Annotated in this window: 15 protein-coding genes and 3 pseudogenes; 12 read left to right on the forward strand and 6 right to left on the reverse strand. The window is 59.5% G+C overall.

The window, feature by feature from the left end; translation table 11 throughout:
• Window positions 1-159: 159 nt before the first annotated feature.
• From MTX36_RS29095 to MTX36_RS29120, 7 genes and pseudogenes are all read left to right on the forward strand, one after another.
• Entirely contained in the window at window positions 160-1758 is a 1599-nt protein-coding gene (locus MTX36_RS29095) for a hypothetical protein (protein ID WP_243623135.1), read from the forward strand.
• Between the two features lie 218 nt (window positions 1759-1976).
• Window positions 1977-2213, forward strand: a complete 237-nt coding sequence (locus MTX36_RS29100) for a hypothetical protein (protein ID WP_243623136.1) — start codon at window positions 1977-1979, stop codon at window positions 2211-2213.
• A 1170-nt stretch (window positions 2214-3383) separates the two neighbouring features.
• A pseudogene (locus tag MTX36_RS30730) lies at window positions 3384-3431 on the forward strand (hypothetical protein); the annotation flags it as partial.
• A gap of 190 nt (window positions 3432-3621) precedes the next feature.
• Window positions 3622-3684 (forward strand): annotated as a pseudogene (locus tag MTX36_RS30735) (hypothetical protein); the annotation flags it as partial.
• Between the two features lie 21 nt (window positions 3685-3705).
• A complete protein-coding gene (locus tag MTX36_RS29110) occupies window positions 3706-3951 on the forward strand; it encodes a hypothetical protein (protein ID WP_243623138.1) in 246 nt (81 codons plus the stop codon).
• A 256-nt stretch (window positions 3952-4207) separates the two neighbouring features.
• Window positions 4208-5320: an RES domain-containing protein gene (locus tag MTX36_RS29115; RefSeq protein ID WP_243623139.1), complete on the forward strand. Its 1113-nt coding sequence runs from the start codon at window positions 4208-4210 to the stop codon at window positions 5318-5320.
• Window positions 5321-5423: 103 nt separating this feature from the next.
• Entirely contained in the window at window positions 5424-6680 is a 1257-nt protein-coding gene (locus MTX36_RS29120) for a hypothetical protein (RefSeq protein WP_243623140.1), read from the forward strand.
• A 164-nt stretch (window positions 6681-6844) separates the two neighbouring features.
• Here MTX36_RS29120 and MTX36_RS29125 read toward each other — a convergent pair whose 3' ends face one another.
• Window positions 6845-7381, reverse strand: a complete 537-nt coding sequence (locus MTX36_RS29125; protein WP_243623141.1) for a hypothetical protein — start codon at window positions 7379-7381, stop codon at window positions 6845-6847.
• A 327-nt stretch (window positions 7382-7708) separates the two neighbouring features.
• On the opposite strand from MTX36_RS29125, the pseudogene MTX36_RS29130 reads away from it, so the two are divergent.
• Both MTX36_RS29130 and MTX36_RS29135 read left to right on the forward strand, forming a co-directional pair.
• A pseudogene (locus tag MTX36_RS29130) lies at window positions 7709-7890 on the forward strand (IS21 family transposase); the annotation flags it as partial.
• Window positions 7891-8062: 172 nt separating this feature from the next.
• A complete protein-coding gene (locus tag MTX36_RS29135; protein WP_243623142.1) occupies window positions 8063-9499 on the forward strand; it encodes a YncE family protein in 1437 nt (478 codons plus the stop codon).
• A 356-nt stretch (window positions 9500-9855) separates the two neighbouring features.
• On the opposite strand, the gene MTX36_RS29140 is transcribed toward MTX36_RS29135, so the two are convergent.
• Window positions 9856-10419, reverse strand: a complete 564-nt coding sequence (locus tag MTX36_RS29140; protein WP_243623149.1) for a hypothetical protein — start codon at window positions 10417-10419, stop codon at window positions 9856-9858.
• Window positions 10420-10542: 123 nt separating this feature from the next.
• Here MTX36_RS29140 and MTX36_RS29145 point away from each other — a divergent pair, with 123 nt between their 5' ends.
• Entirely contained in the window at window positions 10543-11136 is a 594-nt protein-coding gene (locus tag MTX36_RS29145) for a transposase (RefSeq protein ID WP_374230578.1), read from the forward strand.
• Between the two features lie 491 nt (window positions 11137-11627).
• Here MTX36_RS29145 and MTX36_RS29150 read toward each other — a convergent pair whose 3' ends face one another.
• Both MTX36_RS29150 and MTX36_RS29155 read right to left on the reverse strand, forming a co-directional pair.
• Window positions 11628-12002 (reverse strand): hypothetical protein, encoded by a 375-nt coding sequence (locus MTX36_RS29150; RefSeq protein ID WP_243623143.1) that lies wholly within the window; start codon window positions 12000-12002, stop codon window positions 11628-11630.
• Window positions 12003-12442: 440 nt separating this feature from the next.
• Window positions 12443-12613, reverse strand: a complete 171-nt coding sequence (locus tag MTX36_RS29155; protein WP_243623144.1) for a hypothetical protein — start codon at window positions 12611-12613, stop codon at window positions 12443-12445.
• Between the two features lie 133 nt (window positions 12614-12746).
• On the opposite strand from MTX36_RS29155, the gene MTX36_RS29160 reads away from it, so the two are divergent.
• Window positions 12747-13658 carry a hypothetical protein gene (locus MTX36_RS29160; RefSeq protein ID WP_243623145.1) on the forward strand — a complete coding sequence of 304 codons (912 nt, stop codon included), beginning with the start codon at window positions 12747-12749 and terminating at the stop codon, window positions 13656-13658.
• Between the two features lie 43 nt (window positions 13659-13701).
• On the opposite strand, the gene MTX36_RS29165 is transcribed toward MTX36_RS29160, so the two are convergent.
• Complete coding sequence (locus tag MTX36_RS29165) at window positions 13702-14442, reverse strand: hypothetical protein (protein ID WP_243623146.1); 741 nt, start codon at window positions 14440-14442, stop codon at window positions 13702-13704.
• A gap of 549 nt (window positions 14443-14991) precedes the next feature.
• The gene (locus tag MTX36_RS29170) at window positions 14992-15360 is read right to left on the reverse strand and encodes a hypothetical protein (RefSeq protein ID WP_243623147.1); all 369 of its coding nucleotides are present in this window, start codon (window positions 15358-15360) and stop codon (window positions 14992-14994) included.
• A 215-nt stretch (window positions 15361-15575) separates the two neighbouring features.
• Between MTX36_RS29170 and MTX36_RS29175 the strand changes: the two genes are divergently transcribed.
• Window positions 15576-15794 carry an integrase core domain-containing protein gene (locus MTX36_RS29175; RefSeq protein WP_308198269.1) on the forward strand — a complete coding sequence of 73 codons (219 nt, stop codon included), beginning with the start codon at window positions 15576-15578 and terminating at the stop codon, window positions 15792-15794.
• The last annotated feature ends 245 nt before the right edge of the window (window positions 15795-16039 follow it).

Consider the following 16039-nt stretch of genomic DNA (forward strand, 5'->3'; position numbering starts at 1 on the left):
GCGGGATCTGCCGGCGCATCTGGTGTTGTTTCGGGGTTCGGGCTGGTCATCGGTGATGCTCGTTTCATGCCCTCAGTGAGTGATCTCGGTTGCCTCCGAGTGTCTCACTAAATCCTGACACGGAGGGTTGTGGATATATGGGCTCCCTTCGATATTGCGATGACAACCGACTGGCAAGCTGGTCGAATTCAACTTGCGTTCGTCGAGACTGTCGAAGCCGACTGGGCGGCTGAGCTTCTGGCGCGAGTCAGCGACGGACACACGCTATTCGTGCCACGATCTCTTGCACAGCTCGTGCGAGAGGTACTTGAGTTTGCGAACACCGCCGAGACGTCTCCCACTGTCCAATCTGACCAGATCGCGCGCATGTTGCTTTCGATTAACACCGAACATAACGCGAGTGAACTCAGCCCCACTGGAACTGCGTCACGCGAGACTGTAGAGCGTATTTTGAACGAAACGTTCAGCCTAAATTCCGAGCAGACGATAGCTCGCCTACGTGAGGCACTGATAACTGAAGTGGCAAGCGTGCTGTTTGACGCACCTCTCAAGCTGGAAGTGCTGCAGGGGAACACCATGGATACGTGGTTTCGTGAGTGGCCTGATCGCGTCATTCGTTCCGAACTGGGTAAGACTCCCGCTGATGCATTCTTCGTTGCGAATGGCATTCCACTCGGCGATTTACTCAAGGTCGGCGGCTATATCGTCGCTCGGATGAAGTCGAACAACCAGTTGCAGTTCAGCCGCTCCGAACTGATCGCTGCCGGCGCGACAGAATCTGCGGTGGACTACTGCATCCTCGAGATGTCAGCCCCGATTGGCAGCTATCGTTCGAACCTGAGACGCGATCGACGCCGAGGCTCGATCGAACAGCAGCGCTACACTATGACCCGATTTCCATTCCTCAGGATTGCCGATGACACGCTCCTCGTTCTGCGATATCAGTGGGTTGCAGACCGTTTCTTCGGCTCGATGCTGTATTGGCCCACGTTCGCGGGATTGCCCGGATTTCTACCCTCTGGCGATGCCGAATCAGGTTCTGTCGCTGAGTCGTTCAGCGACGGCATGAATCACATCTTCGAACGGGCGGTCGGTGACTCGTTGGCGAACATCGTGGCGAACAGCACGCTGGCGACACGATTGATTACAGAAGATGAGTTGCAGCAAACCTGGTCCACACAGCGAGGGGCAATGCCGTCTGCATGCGATTGGGTCATCGTGGCGGGTCGGCTATGCATAGTCGTCGACGCCACGAACCGCCATGTGAGTGCTGAACTCGCGCAAGGACTCGGCACCGTAGATGACTACGCGGCGGACATGGAGGCAACGTTTTCCAATCCGGGTGAGAAGTTCGATCAACTCGGCAAAACGATGGATCGACTGGCGGACTCGGGACACGCCGACTTCGGATTAGGAAAAGACTCGGTATTCGCGCCTCTCATCGTGGTTCCTGACGGAGGGCTCCCGAACACGCCAACCTCCGACCTTGATATGCAGTTGAGAAGCTTGCCGAACCTCTACCGTTTCGACGGACGCATCTACCCACCCACGGCAGTCACGCTGTCAATGCTTCAACTGCTCGAAGGTGTAGCTGAACGCTTTGGACGACATCGTTTCTATCCAGACGTGATCGAGGTGATCAATACCTGGCGGAGGTCAAACCTGACCGCCGTGAAAATGACTCTGGAGGATATCGTCGATGGCGTCTTCCCGCCCGCCCCATATCGAAACGCATACTCCGAGGACATAGCGACATGATCGGACTACTGGATTCGGAGTTCGCGCAATGAAGTTTAAGTCCGTACGGCACAATCGAAGCCCATTTTCGAAGTAGGAATTGGGAACCAACAGATTCCCCAGTTCACTCCTCTCGGACCTCTACGCGGCGTCCAGCGCTGCGGTCAGCGTCGGAAGATCGCCGGCAACAATGATCGCCAGCGGCTTCTCCTCCCGCTTTCCTGATTCAGTGATGATCAATGCGATCGGTGGAGGCGCCCGTCTTGACGAGGCGCCAGTCGTCGGACGACTTCTGCAGTGCGTTTCGGCGACGCCACCACGAAGAAACAGTGTTGGCTCTCGCATTCTCCGAGCGTGGCCGCGTTGTTGTCGGTCATCGCACGGCGGATGTTCGCTGCTCCCCGGCTGCGTCAGCTACGGGAATCACCCGCGAGGTGATTTCGTTCCTCGCTCCGTTGGCGACTATGAAAGGGTAAGCGGAGGTAGGAGTCACGCTGCCGTCGCCGCTTCGAATCCGCGCGTACGGGACGTTCGAAAAGGTGGTGCTGCCAACGGCATTGACGATCACGCCGGTCGCACTAGCGGTATTCGCACTGCCTGGGTTCGCGACCTTCACCGACGCCGCAACCGCACGGTGATCGAGCGACTGACTCGTGTCCAAGACAACTGTCAGCCGTAAAGCCAAAGGCGAAGTCAGCTCGTTGGACGCATCAGGCACAAATTTCGTATTCAAATGCGAAGATACCTTCGTAGTCGAACGCGAAGATGCCGGCGCGTCCTGTCCCGGCGCAGGACCGGACAGGGCTTTCATGGCCAAGAAATTCACTCGTCGCTTCGACCCTGACGGCCCACGCAACTCCGAAGCAGAAATCAGCGAATACGACCACCTCACTCGGTCACCGGTCGTCGACCCGAACATCGCCGACTGGTCACCCCAGTGGACGGTCGACCCGCATATAGCCGACATGAACGCCGCTGACACAGAGAAATCACGTGCGGCGCATAAGCCTTCCATCGGGCCTGTGATTACCGTGGCGGGCGGCAAATCGCACGAGATCTACCACATTGCGGCATCGTGCAGCGTCCTCACTAAAGACCTCGCTTTGGCGCGACGGGGAGCTACGAACGCACGTATCGATTCGAAGAGTTTGTCTGCCGCACGCCGGACAGGCCTCGCGTGCATCGTGTGTCTGCCCGAGGTGGCACGCTCGCGCGGCGACAGCACCCTGATGAAGGCATGCACCATCACCACCGACACCGGTCAACGCCACGGAACCCTGCTGCATTGGCGCCGCGATGACCGGAACGAATGGTGTGGCTTGGTTGTCTACGACAACGGCACCGGGGAATGCGAAGTAGTGCCTGCGGGCGCGTTGCGCGAGCGCGCCGTTGCACCGTTTCCGGGTGTACCCCAGACACCGCCCAAAAGCGCTGGCGTGCAAGCAAACGTACACACGGGCTCAGGCTGGGTGGCCCCACATGACCTCGCAAGTGCTCGTCGCTACCACCAGCGGAGCGCCACCGCCGGCAACACCGACTCGATGCGCGAACTCGCGCTCCTCCTCGCTTACCGAACAGACCCGCCCGACCTCACCGGAGCTCGTCACTGGTGGGAGCTGGCCGCAGCCGACGGCGACCCGAGCGCCATGTTTCACCTCGCTCGCCTGCACGCCACGCTGCTCGATCCCCCAGACCTCGCCAGTGCGCGCCGCTGGTACGAACGCGCTGCCACAAATGGTGATGTCGATGCGATGCGAGAACTCGGAACCCTGCTCGTCGACCGTCTCGATGAACCCGATATCGAGGCGGCGATCCACTGGTGGGAAAAGTCGGCGGCGACCGGTGACTACCAATCCATGATCAAGCTGGGACTGCTACTCGGATTCAGACTTATACCTTATACGTCCGGACTACGACCAGGCCCGCCTCTGGCTGACCAAAGCCGCCGAAGCTGGCTACCTGCTCGCGATGGTCAATCTCGGAATCCTGCTCGCATTCTGCACGGAGCCGCCGGATATCGACAGCGGCCGCCAGTGGTTGACACAGGGCGCTACCGAAGGCATCCCCGTATCGATGTCGCGGCTCGGATTGCTCCTCGCATACCGCATGGACCCACCAGATCCCGACGGTGCCCGCCACTGGTTCGAATTAGCCACCAAGGCTGGCGATACCGACGCCAGAAGGTACCTCGAGGAACTGACCACCCACTCCTGACCCTTCCGGCGATCGAACTGACGCTGACCCCAGTAGACGGCAGGATGAGCACTTTCGGTGACGAACCTGAGCATTCTCAGAGAGCGCCATCGCAAAGAACGCTCAACACCGCTGCTGGCACTGTCGCATTCGCAATGCACTACTTCCACCTCAGAGAATCGGTTCAGGGCACGTATGCCACATTTGTTCCATGACATGTATTGATCCACCGGGAGAACCCGACTGGACGAGTATCGAGTCCGTTTGCATCAATTGCATGGGGAAGCCAATTATCGATTCTGCACGCGAGGTAGCGCGAAACGCTGAATATGAGGATGAAGACAACCCGATTTTCGAATCGTGCTCGTTCTGCAATAACGAAGTTGACCCCAGCGGAAAAAACGTAGCGATCGCGTTCGATCGCTACATGGACCTTGTACTCGATGGTCTGTCTTGGATCTACTCTATTGGTTCAGAGGTAGGAAATCCACCCACAGGAGGCGGAGACGGACTTGAGTGGTTTTCAACCGATGAAATAGCCGAGGAACATTGCTGGGGAGCAGTCGCCGAAGGAAACGTCGATTTGTTCCGAGCAATCGAAGGATCACTACCCACCGACCACTGGACGTACAACAATTACGGCTGGGACAAAGCTGAACTTCCTTTTGGCTGGAAACGATTCAACGAGCACGCGATGAACCCTGCCCCTGTCGCGTACAACCCGGATTCGTTGATCCTCTCCCCAACAAGATTCATGGCAACAATCCTCAACTACATCGCCTTCGACTACGAGTCCTTGCTTAAAGTCGTCAAAACTGACACAAAAATTTGGCGTGCACGAACGCATCCGGACGAGGTCCCGCACTTCGCTGTCAATGGTGCAGAGTTAGGTTCCGCACCCGCCAAGTATGCCAAAGCGAACCGTATGAGCCGAGAGGGCGAATCCATGTTCTACGGTGCCGATGAACTCGATACAGCCCTAGCTGAGATCGGATATTCCGAGGATCAATACGCGACGGCTGGACAGTTCACGCCCACCCGAGACTTGCTCATCTTGGATTTGACTTTGATTGCCTATACACCGAGCATTTTTTCCCCCACCGAACGCTGTGACTTTTACCCCATCGACTTCCTCCATGGATTCTCTTACGATCTCAGCAAGCCTATCGGGAAAAAACCTGAGGTCGGATACCTTCCGACACAACTAGTCACCAAAAGTGTCAGAGATTACCAGGTCGAAAAGATAGACGGGATCCGCTTCAAAAGCAGTAAACCAGGCTGCGCCACAAACTATGTTCTCTTCTTCCAGAACAGCGATTGCGGAGATTCCAGCAACTACGTTCTTCGTCTGGACAAAGCTACCGTTCGTAGGGGACTCGTCCTGAACTGAACCACTGTCCCATCAGACCGCGGCTCGCGCAGATTTCTGCATCTCGTCTGCCCTCGTATCTAATGAACGTTTTGAGTGTTTCGTCAGATATGAGAGTGAGTGGATGGAACCGAGTAATCCGCGCAACCACGAAGGCCAAGAGACTGCTGCGCAACGGCTGCGCCGGCAGTTCGAACGCGACGACGTTCCTCCACACCAGTTCGGGGACGCCAAAATTCCTGCATACCCACAGTTCGTGGAGTCGCGACTGTCCCCAGAGCTCCGCGAAAAATTGGCGTACCGCCGCTCTCTCGGATATGCGAATCCGCGGGCACTCACGCCCTCGCAGCGTCGCACATGCGATCTTGAACGCAGCGCCCGCAGCAGCCGTGAGATCGACAACCTGAACCGAAAATCACAGAATCCGACGGCATTCGAGAAGAAGCTCGCGTCCGAGAACAGCGACAGCATGCACCAGGAAAGGGTCGCCGCTGAAACCTACAGGTACGGCGGCCCGCTCCTCGTGAAAGCGAACAAGGGCTCATCGAATATCGCCACCGGACTGTTCCTCATTTTCGGTGCGTGCGCCGCATTTGGAGGAACCAGCGGCCTGCTCGAAGGTATCGGAGGTCAAGGATGGAGCCTTTTCGGATGGTCAGCTCTGTGCCTACTGATCGCCGGACTTTCTTTCATCGGGATAATGGTTCTCGACACGACACGCAAGAGTGACCTCACCGTCGAAGACTGCGCCGAGATCGATCAGGCATGCGAAATCATCACCCTACGCCCAGACCAAAGCAAGGAATATCGCCTCGTTGCCTACGCTGCATCATTGACTCGACGAATCCGAAAAAGCCCTTCCTGGTCGAGCAAGTTTCTTGAGACCCAACGAATTCGACTCGACTGCAAAGAGGAGCTACGTCAGATCATCCTCCATGCATTCGAGTTGCGTTCTCTTCGTACGCACCTCGGCCATGACCTCACCAGCCACAGCCCTGCCAGTGTCCGGGCCCGCGACCATATCAACAAGGCCACCGCCCCATTCGACGCCGCGTGGACCTCCCTGATCGATCGAGTGGAGGCTCTCGAATCCTTAGCTCTCCACGTATGCGAACTCGACGAACAGTTGGCGGTGATGGAGAAGGTGCAGCGTGTGAACGAGATCGAAAACAAATTTGGCGCGTTGTTCGCGAGTGCAGTCAGCGACGAATTCGCTGCCGAGCACACTTGGTCGATTACGAAAGACAGTGCATACATTGGCGTTTCGATCGATGTCACACTCGACGCACTGCGCGGCGATATCGCTGGCCTCACCGAACTTGCCGCGAATCTCCCTAACTACCACCGACCAACTCGTGGCGACGATCGATTGGGCGACTAACCCTTTGCCGAGGGATGTGCTGCGGACGGGGCCAATGCACTGGCACCTGCAGGTGATCACTGATCGGCAATGATGATGGCATCGTCATTGCTGCGATCGCGGACTGCCGCCACTGACGTGGCTTTGCTCATTTCCGGCCCATGACATTGATCTGGCGGGTGACCTTATGGGACAACGATATTCCCAGCGTCTATCCCATGCTGAATGGATGCGATGCACTGCGCACGGGTCTGTCCGGTCTTTCCCATACACGTTTCGATGAACGATTCATCGGCGGTGGGGTACGGACGTTTGGTTGTCGGCGGTGGCGTGTACGGCGTAGCGATCCTCATATTTGGTGCTACACCGGGCGATGTCCACCACACTGCTCCGTCGGTCTGTGCGAGGCGCGAGCAGTAGGCGGTTGCTCCGTCGACTGTCACTGCGGTGCTTCCTCTTGGCCCGCATTCTTCTCCCAGTGTCACAACCGGTACCCATGGCTGTGTCTCGTCGGTGGTGGTCTCCTCGTAGTACACCGCCGACGTCAATGCAGGTTCCGGAGGTGTCGTGACAATGGCTTCAGTCGTCGAACTGAGAGCAGCGCTGGTGACTGCTGTGGTCGTGGTGATGACCGGCGCAGGCTGACTGTCGTTGTCAGATGAGCAACCGCTCGCCGCGAGACCGATGATGACGAAGGCCAGGGCAGCAATTGTCCGTTTCATGCCCTGATTCATACCGCATGGTCGGAGATTGTGTGACATTCATTCCCCGGAACGGCGTCGCACGGCCAGAACGGGGGAAGCGGATGACATGCGACGCGAGGTACTCGCCCAGAACCTCAACCAATCCCGCTTCGATCGTTACCATGCGGTCCCGGCTGCCACCAGAACCGCGACGGTGGTGCGGTGCTTCTACGAGTTCCATCTTGACAAATCGACCGCAGAACGCCAACCCGCGCCACGGTCACGCTCGGCATGCCCACCTCAACCAAGGGCAGCCTGAAGTGATGACAGACAACAGAATTGACCCCCTCACGCGAGTTCAGAGAATTCGGGTTCGACCCGTTGTACGGCCAACCCGGAATCTCCGGGGCGCACGAGAGGGCGGCGTGGAGGGTGAGATGGGCCGGTTCCGCCGTAATCGGTTGTCCCCGATGCCCGTTGTCGACTCACTCGATGAGATCAAAGAGAAGATCCGCGGCTGGGATACCGCCGACAACGACCGCCGCATCAATAATGCGGATACGCACTTGCTGGCGCCCCGCAGAGGTCTGATATAACTCTGCGAGAGCGTCCCGTCGCAACGCTCCCCGGGTCGTTCCCGAGCAACACGTCGACCTCGACGAGGCCCGTTGCTCTGACTAGTCAGAATCCGCCAACGGCCACCGATCTGAAAGTGGGGCGATGAAGTTATCCGCAGTGGTACCCGTCTTGGCCGTTGCAGTGCTCGCGTCAGGTTGTGGGTCATCGGTCCCTGCGGATGACCACAGTGAGCAGATCGCTTCCGTCGAAGTGAGTCAAGCCCCGGCCCCCGGACCAGCAGTAGTACAAACCAAAACAGCCCGAACGGTGTTCACACCGAGTTCACGGACAAGCCCGGTGGAGATTTCACCGGGCTCGATCACGGTCGACCCGACAACCAACCGCGTTTACGTCGGATCCTCGAGCCAAGGCTGGATCACGGTGCTCGATCCAACGACTCTTGCGCCGGTCGCAAGTATTTCGATACCGCCGAAGCCCACCGATCCGGGACTGATCGAATCCCCACGACGCCCGGATGTGATGGCAATCAGCCCTGCCACCAGAACCCTGTACGCCACCGGACTGAGCGATGAAGTGACCGTCGTCGACCTCGACACCAACACGTTCACCTCGACGATCGAAACGGGAGGGCGCCTCGAATCGATCACAGTCGATCCCGAAGCGGGTCGGGTGTATGCCGCTGATCGCAAGGGCAGGGTCGTAGTGATCGACGATCGAACACACACCGTGATCGGCAACATTCCCATTCCGCCCTCAAGTTCCAACTCCCCATCGGAACTTGAAGGAGTGGCCGTCGACCCGAAGACCCATCTGGTGTACGCCGTTGGCCCCGGCCGGTCGGGGCCAACCGTATGGACTCTCGACCCAGTTCAGTCGGCAGTCGTCTCCTCTGCCACCGTCGGTGGCGGGCCACAGCAGGTCGCGGTGGCGGTCAATCCGGCGACCAATGTCGCGTATGTGGCGAACTACGCGGACGGCACCCTCGTTGCCGTCGACTCTGCGGCCAGCACGCTCGCAACGACGTATGCCGGCCCCGGCCCGACCGACATCGCCGTAGACGCCGCGGGGAACTTCATCTACTTGGGCGGCGGCAACAACGAGTCAATAACGGTGGTGGACGGGCGCAGTTCCGCCCAAGTTTCTACATTCAGGACCGGCCAGAATCCGGCAGGACTTGCTGTTGACCCGAACACTCGCGCGCTCTTCGTCATCGATGGTCTTGACCACACCATTTCTCGATGGGATCCGACCTCCGCGGTACCGCCTGATGTCTCGGAATCGTCAAGCGCGCCCGCAGGAGCACAAGACAGCCTCACTGAGGCGCTGTCCAAGTTTCTTCCCGCGGGATACGACCCAGCGGTACTTGTCGAGAAGCTGGCCGAGACTGGCTACGGCCCGAGTCTCTGTTCCAATCTGGAGGACCGAATGAGGTATCTGGTGTCCGGTTCCGGACAGATCTTGATGTCCGTATACGGCGAAGGAATTGCCCGCTCGATTGGCTCACAACAGTTAGGCACGTTCGTCCGTATTCTCGTCGAGAACTATTGCCCGGAAAACTTGAGCCTGATATCCGAGTAGCAACGCACTGATCGCCTATATCGGGGTTCGTCTGGTGTGCAGTTGGTGTGGGACCGGACCGACAGCGGACCCAGACAGCGACCACGTACCCGGCCGAACGCACGGGCCTGCACGCAGGGCGAGTCACGCTTACACGCGGAACAATCCTCCCGCCCTGCAAACGTTGCTGCCTCGGGTTCTGACGCTGCGCGGGCGCACGAAACGATAGGACACGGCTCGTCCTCGATCCGTTAAAATTCATAGAATCTCGTGGGTTAGCAAGTCCGCAGCGAGCTGACTGATCAGATTAGGAAGAACTCGCGAATCCTGCGATTGGACCGCTCCGGGACGGTCAACTTCGAGCAGTTCTCAGACCTTCAGATGGGCCGTTCTGCTTGGCGATAGGTCAGGTCAAGCACCTTGTCTCGCCAAGCACGGAAGTCCTCCTCGTTGGCGAGATTAACCGCTGCGCCCGAGATGGCAACCCTCAATTGCTCTTTCCGTTTCTTCGAGCCGTATTCGTCGATGCTGCACTCGCCGACGAACAGCGTCCGGGTTCTCGGGAACTTCGAGCTGCTCGGCGGACCGTTCATCGATGCCCAGCCGGCGAGTTCGCGGTTCGTGCACCCCTCGCTGATCAGCGCCGCGACCTCGCCCTGCCGGGCCGTCAACGTTCGGGCGCCCCGCCGCGAGACGCGCAGGCCGAGGAAGCGGCGAACCGTCGCCACAAGCGCGTCGGCGTCACCCGCGTACGGCAGATGCGAACGGCCGGGCAGCACCGTCAGCTGCGCACCGGCGATGCCGCCGGCGAGTGCTGCGGCCTGCTCGACGGGAGCTGCCCGGTCGTGGGCTCGGTGCACCACCAACGTCGGGGCGCGCACCTGAGCGAGGAGGTCGCTGACATCGAGCTCGTAGCTCATCGCCAGAAGCGCCCGGGCCATGGCGGCGGTCGAGCAGGCCCGCTGGTAGCGACCGAACTCCTCGCGCGTCGTGGCACAGGCGTCGGGAGCGAAGATCTCGAGGCTGAACCGCAGTCCGCGGAAGCCGCCGCGTCTGCGGAATTAGTGCGCCTTGCCAAGGAGCAGGGTCTCGACCTACAACTCCGACGCCCCGTCGCCGAACGCCTGGTCACCGCAGCACGGGAAGCGCTACCGACCACCGACGCAGTAATCGCCCGCCACATCCTGGCCGCCGACCTCGCACTACTGAGCGACCTCGACACCCAAGTCGCCGCCGCCGAAACCGAACTCGCATCGCTGGTGCCGTCCAGCCCCTTCGCGACGCTGACGACCGTTCCCGGGTGGGCTGTGGTTCGTTCCTCGAATTACGGTGCGGCACTCGGCGATCCGGGCCGGTGGCCGGGTTCGCGGCAGATCCACCGGACCTCCGGCCTCTCGCCGGTACAGTACGAATCCGCCGGCCGCCGCCGCGACGGGAGCATCAGCCGGGAGGGCAGTGTGGCACTGCGGCGGGCGTTGGTGGACCTCGGTATCGGTCTGTGGCTCGCCGAACCCGCCGCGAAGAAGTACGCCGCAGAATTGAAGGCCCGTGGCAAGCACGGCACTATCGTCGCCTGCGCCCTGGCAAACCGCGCGAACCGTATCGCTCACGCCTTGGTCCGTGACCACACCGCTTACGACGCCGCTCGCTGGAACTGACCACAGAATCCAACCCGTCGATCAAGCGAAGGGACACCGATACCGCTGCCTCACTTCACAACTCCGGCTGGCGGGTGTCACGCTGACGGTACGGAGGGCCGGATCAGATGCCGTGGTAGCTGTGGCGGATCCGTCTCGGGTTACGCCGAGGTCAGCTTGGCACCCGGCCCTCCGCCTCTACAGCAGCCCGAACTACGCCAGATGACCCTCCGATCCCCCTCGAGTTGAGGTCGCATACGTCAGCGTGGGCGCTGGGCACCCGCTCCGACGAAACACACCTGCTGGTCGACAACCGCTCTCCTACAACGACCCCCTGACAACGACCGTGCGCGGGGCGGCGCATCTACATGCTCTGCTTGATATTTGACACGACCTATAGCCAGCTGATCTTTCCGACCCGTACCGACATAGGCAACGTTGCCCGCCAACCCATTTCGTGGGTGGAGGGCAACGTCGATTCGTGGACCTATCTCACCGATCCCATACCTTCGTCAGTCCGTCACGTCGTATCCGTGTTCGGCGGATTTCGGTGCACGCTCGGCATCGAGTTCGTTGTGATCGTCACGGCCGGAAGGATTGTCGCGACGGAGGAGCCGTGAGACGCTCCGCGGGTTCGGCTGCGCCGCCGCCGCAAGTCCGCTCCCTAGTCCGCCAACGATCGCGCTGTAATCGACGGTGATGCCCGGCGGGTGCATCGCCCTGTTCGTCAACCTACTGACGGGCCGATTTGCGACACCCACGAGCCAGTTCCGTGCTCGCGAGAGCGCTAGTTCACGATCGTCGCGGTAGACGCTCGGCCATTCGATTCCGGACTTGTCGATGCGATCGAGTATTGCTGCGGGGGTGACGATCTTCTCGCGGATCAATGCTCCGACGAACTCGTGGTCTTTCCCCCTGCCGGCGATCGTTTTCGATACGCACAGGTCGATCGCGTCCAGACATAAAGCGGTTCGACCGCTGCCCCACCTCGGTACCGGTCACATTGAAATGGACCAGGCGGTTGTCCCACCCGTACGGGAGCACGACGGTGTCCTTGTGGATTCCTTCGACATAGATCCCGTGAACGGTGTGGAAATCCGACTCCTCACCAACCCAGACGTCGAGCAGACTCAGTTTCTCCTCCACTCCACCGCCCGTAGTGAAAGCGCTGTACGGAGACATATCGACCTCGATAGAACGGGCGCTTCTTTCGGCAACATCGTTCCGTCGTAGCTTCCCAGAATCGACTGCGACCCGAAGACGACGATCATCGGCTCGTCCAGCCGTTTACATGCCGCAAGTACGGCTTCCTCGAGGTCGGCTCTGTTCACGCAGCCGCAGAGTTTCTGAGCTTGTCGAGGACCTGGAGCCGTTCGTCTTCGCTCAACAGGATCGACAACGGAGACAGGTTCCGCATTTCTCGGGCGTTCTCGTCGTCGGATTCGACGATGTTGCGGATGCCGCCGATGTCGTTGTTGTCGACGATCCGTTCCCACATGTTCGGCTGAAACTGGCCGACACCGACTATCCGATTTCACTTCGGACGTTTTGGTCGGTTTCACGCAGTCGGACAAGTAAGGTCATCCGGGCGGTCACCTGAGGTCGCAAACCGACCTCACAGGAGTAACTTCATGATTCGCGCCCGAACGCTCTCGAACGCATCGCTTCACCGAGTAGCGTTCCTGACTGCCGCCGCGGTCGCGATCTCGACTCTGGCTGGATGCAGTTCGGAACCCACACCCAGCGCCGGGGAGGCCGAGGTCCTATCGTTCGAGGGACTCGATTACCCGAGCGCCATCGATGTCGATTCTGCTGGAAACGTGTACATCACGGACTGGGGTAACGACCGCGTCCTGAACCTCGCAAACGGAAGCAATACTCAGTCGACAATCCCGTTCGACAGCCTGACCAGCGCCAATGGCATCGCAGTCGGGAACGACGGGAACGTCTACGTCAGCGATGGCGATTCCGAAGACGGGCGAGTACTGCAGATGTCGCCTAACAGCACGTCGCAGAAAGTCCTCGCGACCGCCTCCCATCCGACGTCACTCGTTGTAGACGATGCCGGCACCGTCTACGTCTACGACTTTGGCGCAGTAGCTGTCCGCAAGATCGTCCGCGGCGCGAAGGATCGGGAGCGGGAGTATGCATTCCTTCTCGGCCAGACCAATCTCGCTAACTCTGACGAGTATTTCAACGATGTGGCGATCGGAAGTGACGGCAAGCTTCATGTCCTCACGGGCATGCCTGGTCCCCAAATCTATGTCCTCAAGACGGATACGGTGTTGGTGGAGCTTCCAGTCCTCAGGGGTCAAGACAGGTTTCCAACAGATATCGACATCAACAGTGCGGGCGACATGGTCATTCTCGACGGGAAACACGGGCCTCGGATCCTCAAAGTCGCGCATGGTTCCACAGACGCCGTTGAGCTTTCATTCGGAGAGCTCAATAAGCCCTCCGACGTCGCAATCTCGGATTCCGGAGATGTGTTCGTCGCGGACCGGAACAATCATCGGGTGTTGAAATTGCAGGCGAAGAACTGATCCGGTCTGGAACGCACTATCTCTTGCGCCCCTGATCGCCGCGTCACGAACTGTGACGCGGTCCGATCAGGGAATCCAGGTACGCGACCTGGGCATCGAGGCCGGCGCGGACGTCGTCGACGTCGCCGCGCAACGTGGCGGTGTGTCCGATCGCGAGTTCGGAGCCGACGATCTGCTGATACAACCGGTCCACGTCTCCTCCCCCGGCTGCCAGCTCGGTGACCACCCGGAGGTTGCGCAAGCTCGTCACGATGGGCGTGAGGGCATCTTCGTCGGCTCGGAGCGCGGCAACCTGGTCGATCAATGCTGATTCTGCTTGCGCCGCAACGACGTGACGGCGTTCCCACTCTGCTCGCGCTCGGGCGAGGACGTCGCTACCGTCGTCGGTCTGGATGTCGGTCCTGGCGGCACGCACGGTCAACAACTGGTGCGCCGCGGCCGCGAGAGTGTGCAGTTCGATCGCCAACCCGAGGACGGAGCGGTGCGCGTCGAGCATCAGGTGCGTCCACGCCGGGTGCGCAATGCTGCGTGCCGCAACGTCTTCCGCTATTGCCACCAGCCGGATCTCCCGGCCTTCCTCGCGCAACGGCCAAGGCAATGACGCAAGGGCGTTGCGCAATTCCTCGCGATGACTGTCGGTGAGTTGCGGGTACCCGACTGGCCTACCTGCGATTGTGCGCCACCAGCTCGGCTGCGCAACAAGGCTGTTCGCCTCGGGAATCGTGGGTGAAACGTCGGCTACCGCCGACTGTGTTGATCGGCTGACGCGAGTCCAGTCGAACACTGCGGTCGTGTGGGGTGTGTGTTGGGGAAAGCGAAGGTAATTTTCACCAGATCGAGACCGGCGCTTGGCGTCTAAGCTTCCCGGCGACAAGCCCCGGTGTCAAACTAAAAGCCCAAGCTTTCGGCGATCATCGGAAAGTCGTCACCACCCGACAGAGACGGTGAAAACCTGGAATGGGAACCGTCTGAGCCACACTTGATTTCGGTCGCAACGGCACTTCGGTACAGCGGCTACAGTACACCCGGATTCACTGCACCTGTACCGGCGGCCAAGGCCGTAGGCCAAGGGATCCTGGGATCCTGGGATCCTGGGATCGGGCGCTAGACGTTCTGCAAGCAGCTGGGAGCCAGCGCGAAGGTACCGTTTACGCCACGCTGCGCAGGATCTTCCATCCAGCAGCTGAGACCAGCGATCCATTGCTTTTCGCGCAGTTGAGCGAAGCCAGGGCCGATCTTCAAGCCCTCGGCTAGCCGAGATACAAACGAACCCCCGGCGTAGATCCATCCCCCGCACCGGAGGTTCGATCGTTTAGACGATTCTGCTTGTTCGTTACTGAGGCTCAGTCGCCGCCACTGCCCCATCGGGGGCGGACGATGCACTCTGCTTTCGCTCCGAACGAAGAGCTACCGCTGCTCCAACACCGGCCACCCCACCCACAACAACCAGACTCCAGCCGATGGTTCGACGCGAAGCGAACGTGGCTTCACACTTCGCCTCAGTGCCCTCGCTGAGAATGCCCAGGGAGGTCAACGTCTCGTCAAAGGTTTTCGGTGCCGACTTCGGAAAGAGAGGAGACCCGCAGCTCATCATGGACCCGGTGGCCTGGATTCCGACCACACTTGTGGGAGTGGCAAGAACTACCCATCCTGCTATGAATCCGACCGCAGCAAGCACAGCTACAAGAGCCTTAGCTGACATTAAATTTCCCCTTCGAAGTTCTTGGCGCTCGATCGCGCCAACGATTGTTTACCAGAAATATCCGTTCTCGTGCCTAGATCGGCTACAAATCCAAGCACCGAAGCATTGGCTCGGCGCTCACACAAACAGGGGTCCTACCAAACGAACCCGCACTCGAATCCCAAAACAACTGATCGTCAGTGTCTCAGTTGACTTGACTTATACCGGAGTCCGCGATCGGACTGTTCAAGACGGAAGCCGTCTCCAAAAGCAGTCCGTTTCTGCAAGGCCCGATCAAGACGATCTACGACATCGAATTCGCGACGATGGAGTGGGTGGATTGGTTCAACACCCGCCGCCTGCACAGCACCTTGGATTACGTCACTCCCGACGAGTTCGAGGCCGTCTACTACTCTCAACTATCGATTCTCCAGCTGGAGATGTCGCCGGCATAGGAGCGGCAAGAAACCGGCTCTTCCGTTTCTAGAGTGCATTGATTGATTCCCGGAGCTGACCCGAATGGATCAGTGACCGCAAGATGTAGTGCTCCAGATTCCGGAAACCCAACGCGATTGAATCGCACCGGCGAGTCCGGAGACTTACTGATTTGAGAACTCCGCAATTCGCGTAGTTCTGTGTTCACCGTAGTAGAACTCCTCGAGTTCAGCCGGAGGAACATCGCCGCAATGCTCGTAAAGCC

It is taken from the genome of Rhodococcus sp. ARC_M6 (genome assembly GCF_022810305.1).
Lineage (GTDB): Bacteria > Actinomycetota > Actinomycetes > Mycobacteriales > Mycobacteriaceae > Rhodococcus_F.

Bases quoted from the DNA above. Each gene is read 5' to 3' on its own strand.
- MTX36_RS29095 (WP_243623135.1), top strand. From the start codon at position 160: ATGACAACCGACTGGCAAGCTGGTCGAATTCAACTTGCGTTCGTCGAG.
- MTX36_RS29100 (WP_243623136.1), top strand. From the start codon at position 1,977: ATGCGATCGGTGGAGGCGCCCGTCTTGACGAGGCGCCAGTCGTCGGAC.
- MTX36_RS29110 (WP_243623138.1), top strand. From the start codon at position 3,706: ATGGTCAATCTCGGAATCCTGCTCGCATTCTGCACGGAGCCGCCGGAT.
- MTX36_RS29115 (WP_243623139.1), top strand. From the start codon at position 4,208: ATGGGGAAGCCAATTATCGATTCTGCACGCGAGGTAGCGCGAAACGCT.
- MTX36_RS29120 (WP_243623140.1), top strand. From the start codon at position 5,424: ATGGAACCGAGTAATCCGCGCAACCACGAAGGCCAAGAGACTGCTGCG.
- MTX36_RS29125 (WP_243623141.1), bottom strand. From the start codon at position 7,381: ATGAAACGGACAATTGCTGCCCTGGCCTTCGTCATCATCGGTCTCGCG.
- MTX36_RS29135 (WP_243623142.1), top strand. From the start codon at position 8,063: ATGAAGTTATCCGCAGTGGTACCCGTCTTGGCCGTTGCAGTGCTCGCG.
- MTX36_RS29140 (WP_243623149.1), bottom strand. From the start codon at position 10,419: ATGGCCCGGGCGCTTCTGGCGATGAGCTACGAGCTCGATGTCAGCGAC.
- MTX36_RS29155 (WP_243623144.1), bottom strand. From the start codon at position 12,613: ATGTGGGAACGGATCGTCGACAACAACGACATCGGCGGCATCCGCAAC.
- MTX36_RS29160 (WP_243623145.1), top strand. From the start codon at position 12,747: ATGATTCGCGCCCGAACGCTCTCGAACGCATCGCTTCACCGAGTAGCG.
- MTX36_RS29170 (WP_243623147.1), bottom strand. From the start codon at position 15,360: ATGTCAGCTAAGGCTCTTGTAGCTGTGCTTGCTGCGGTCGGATTCATA.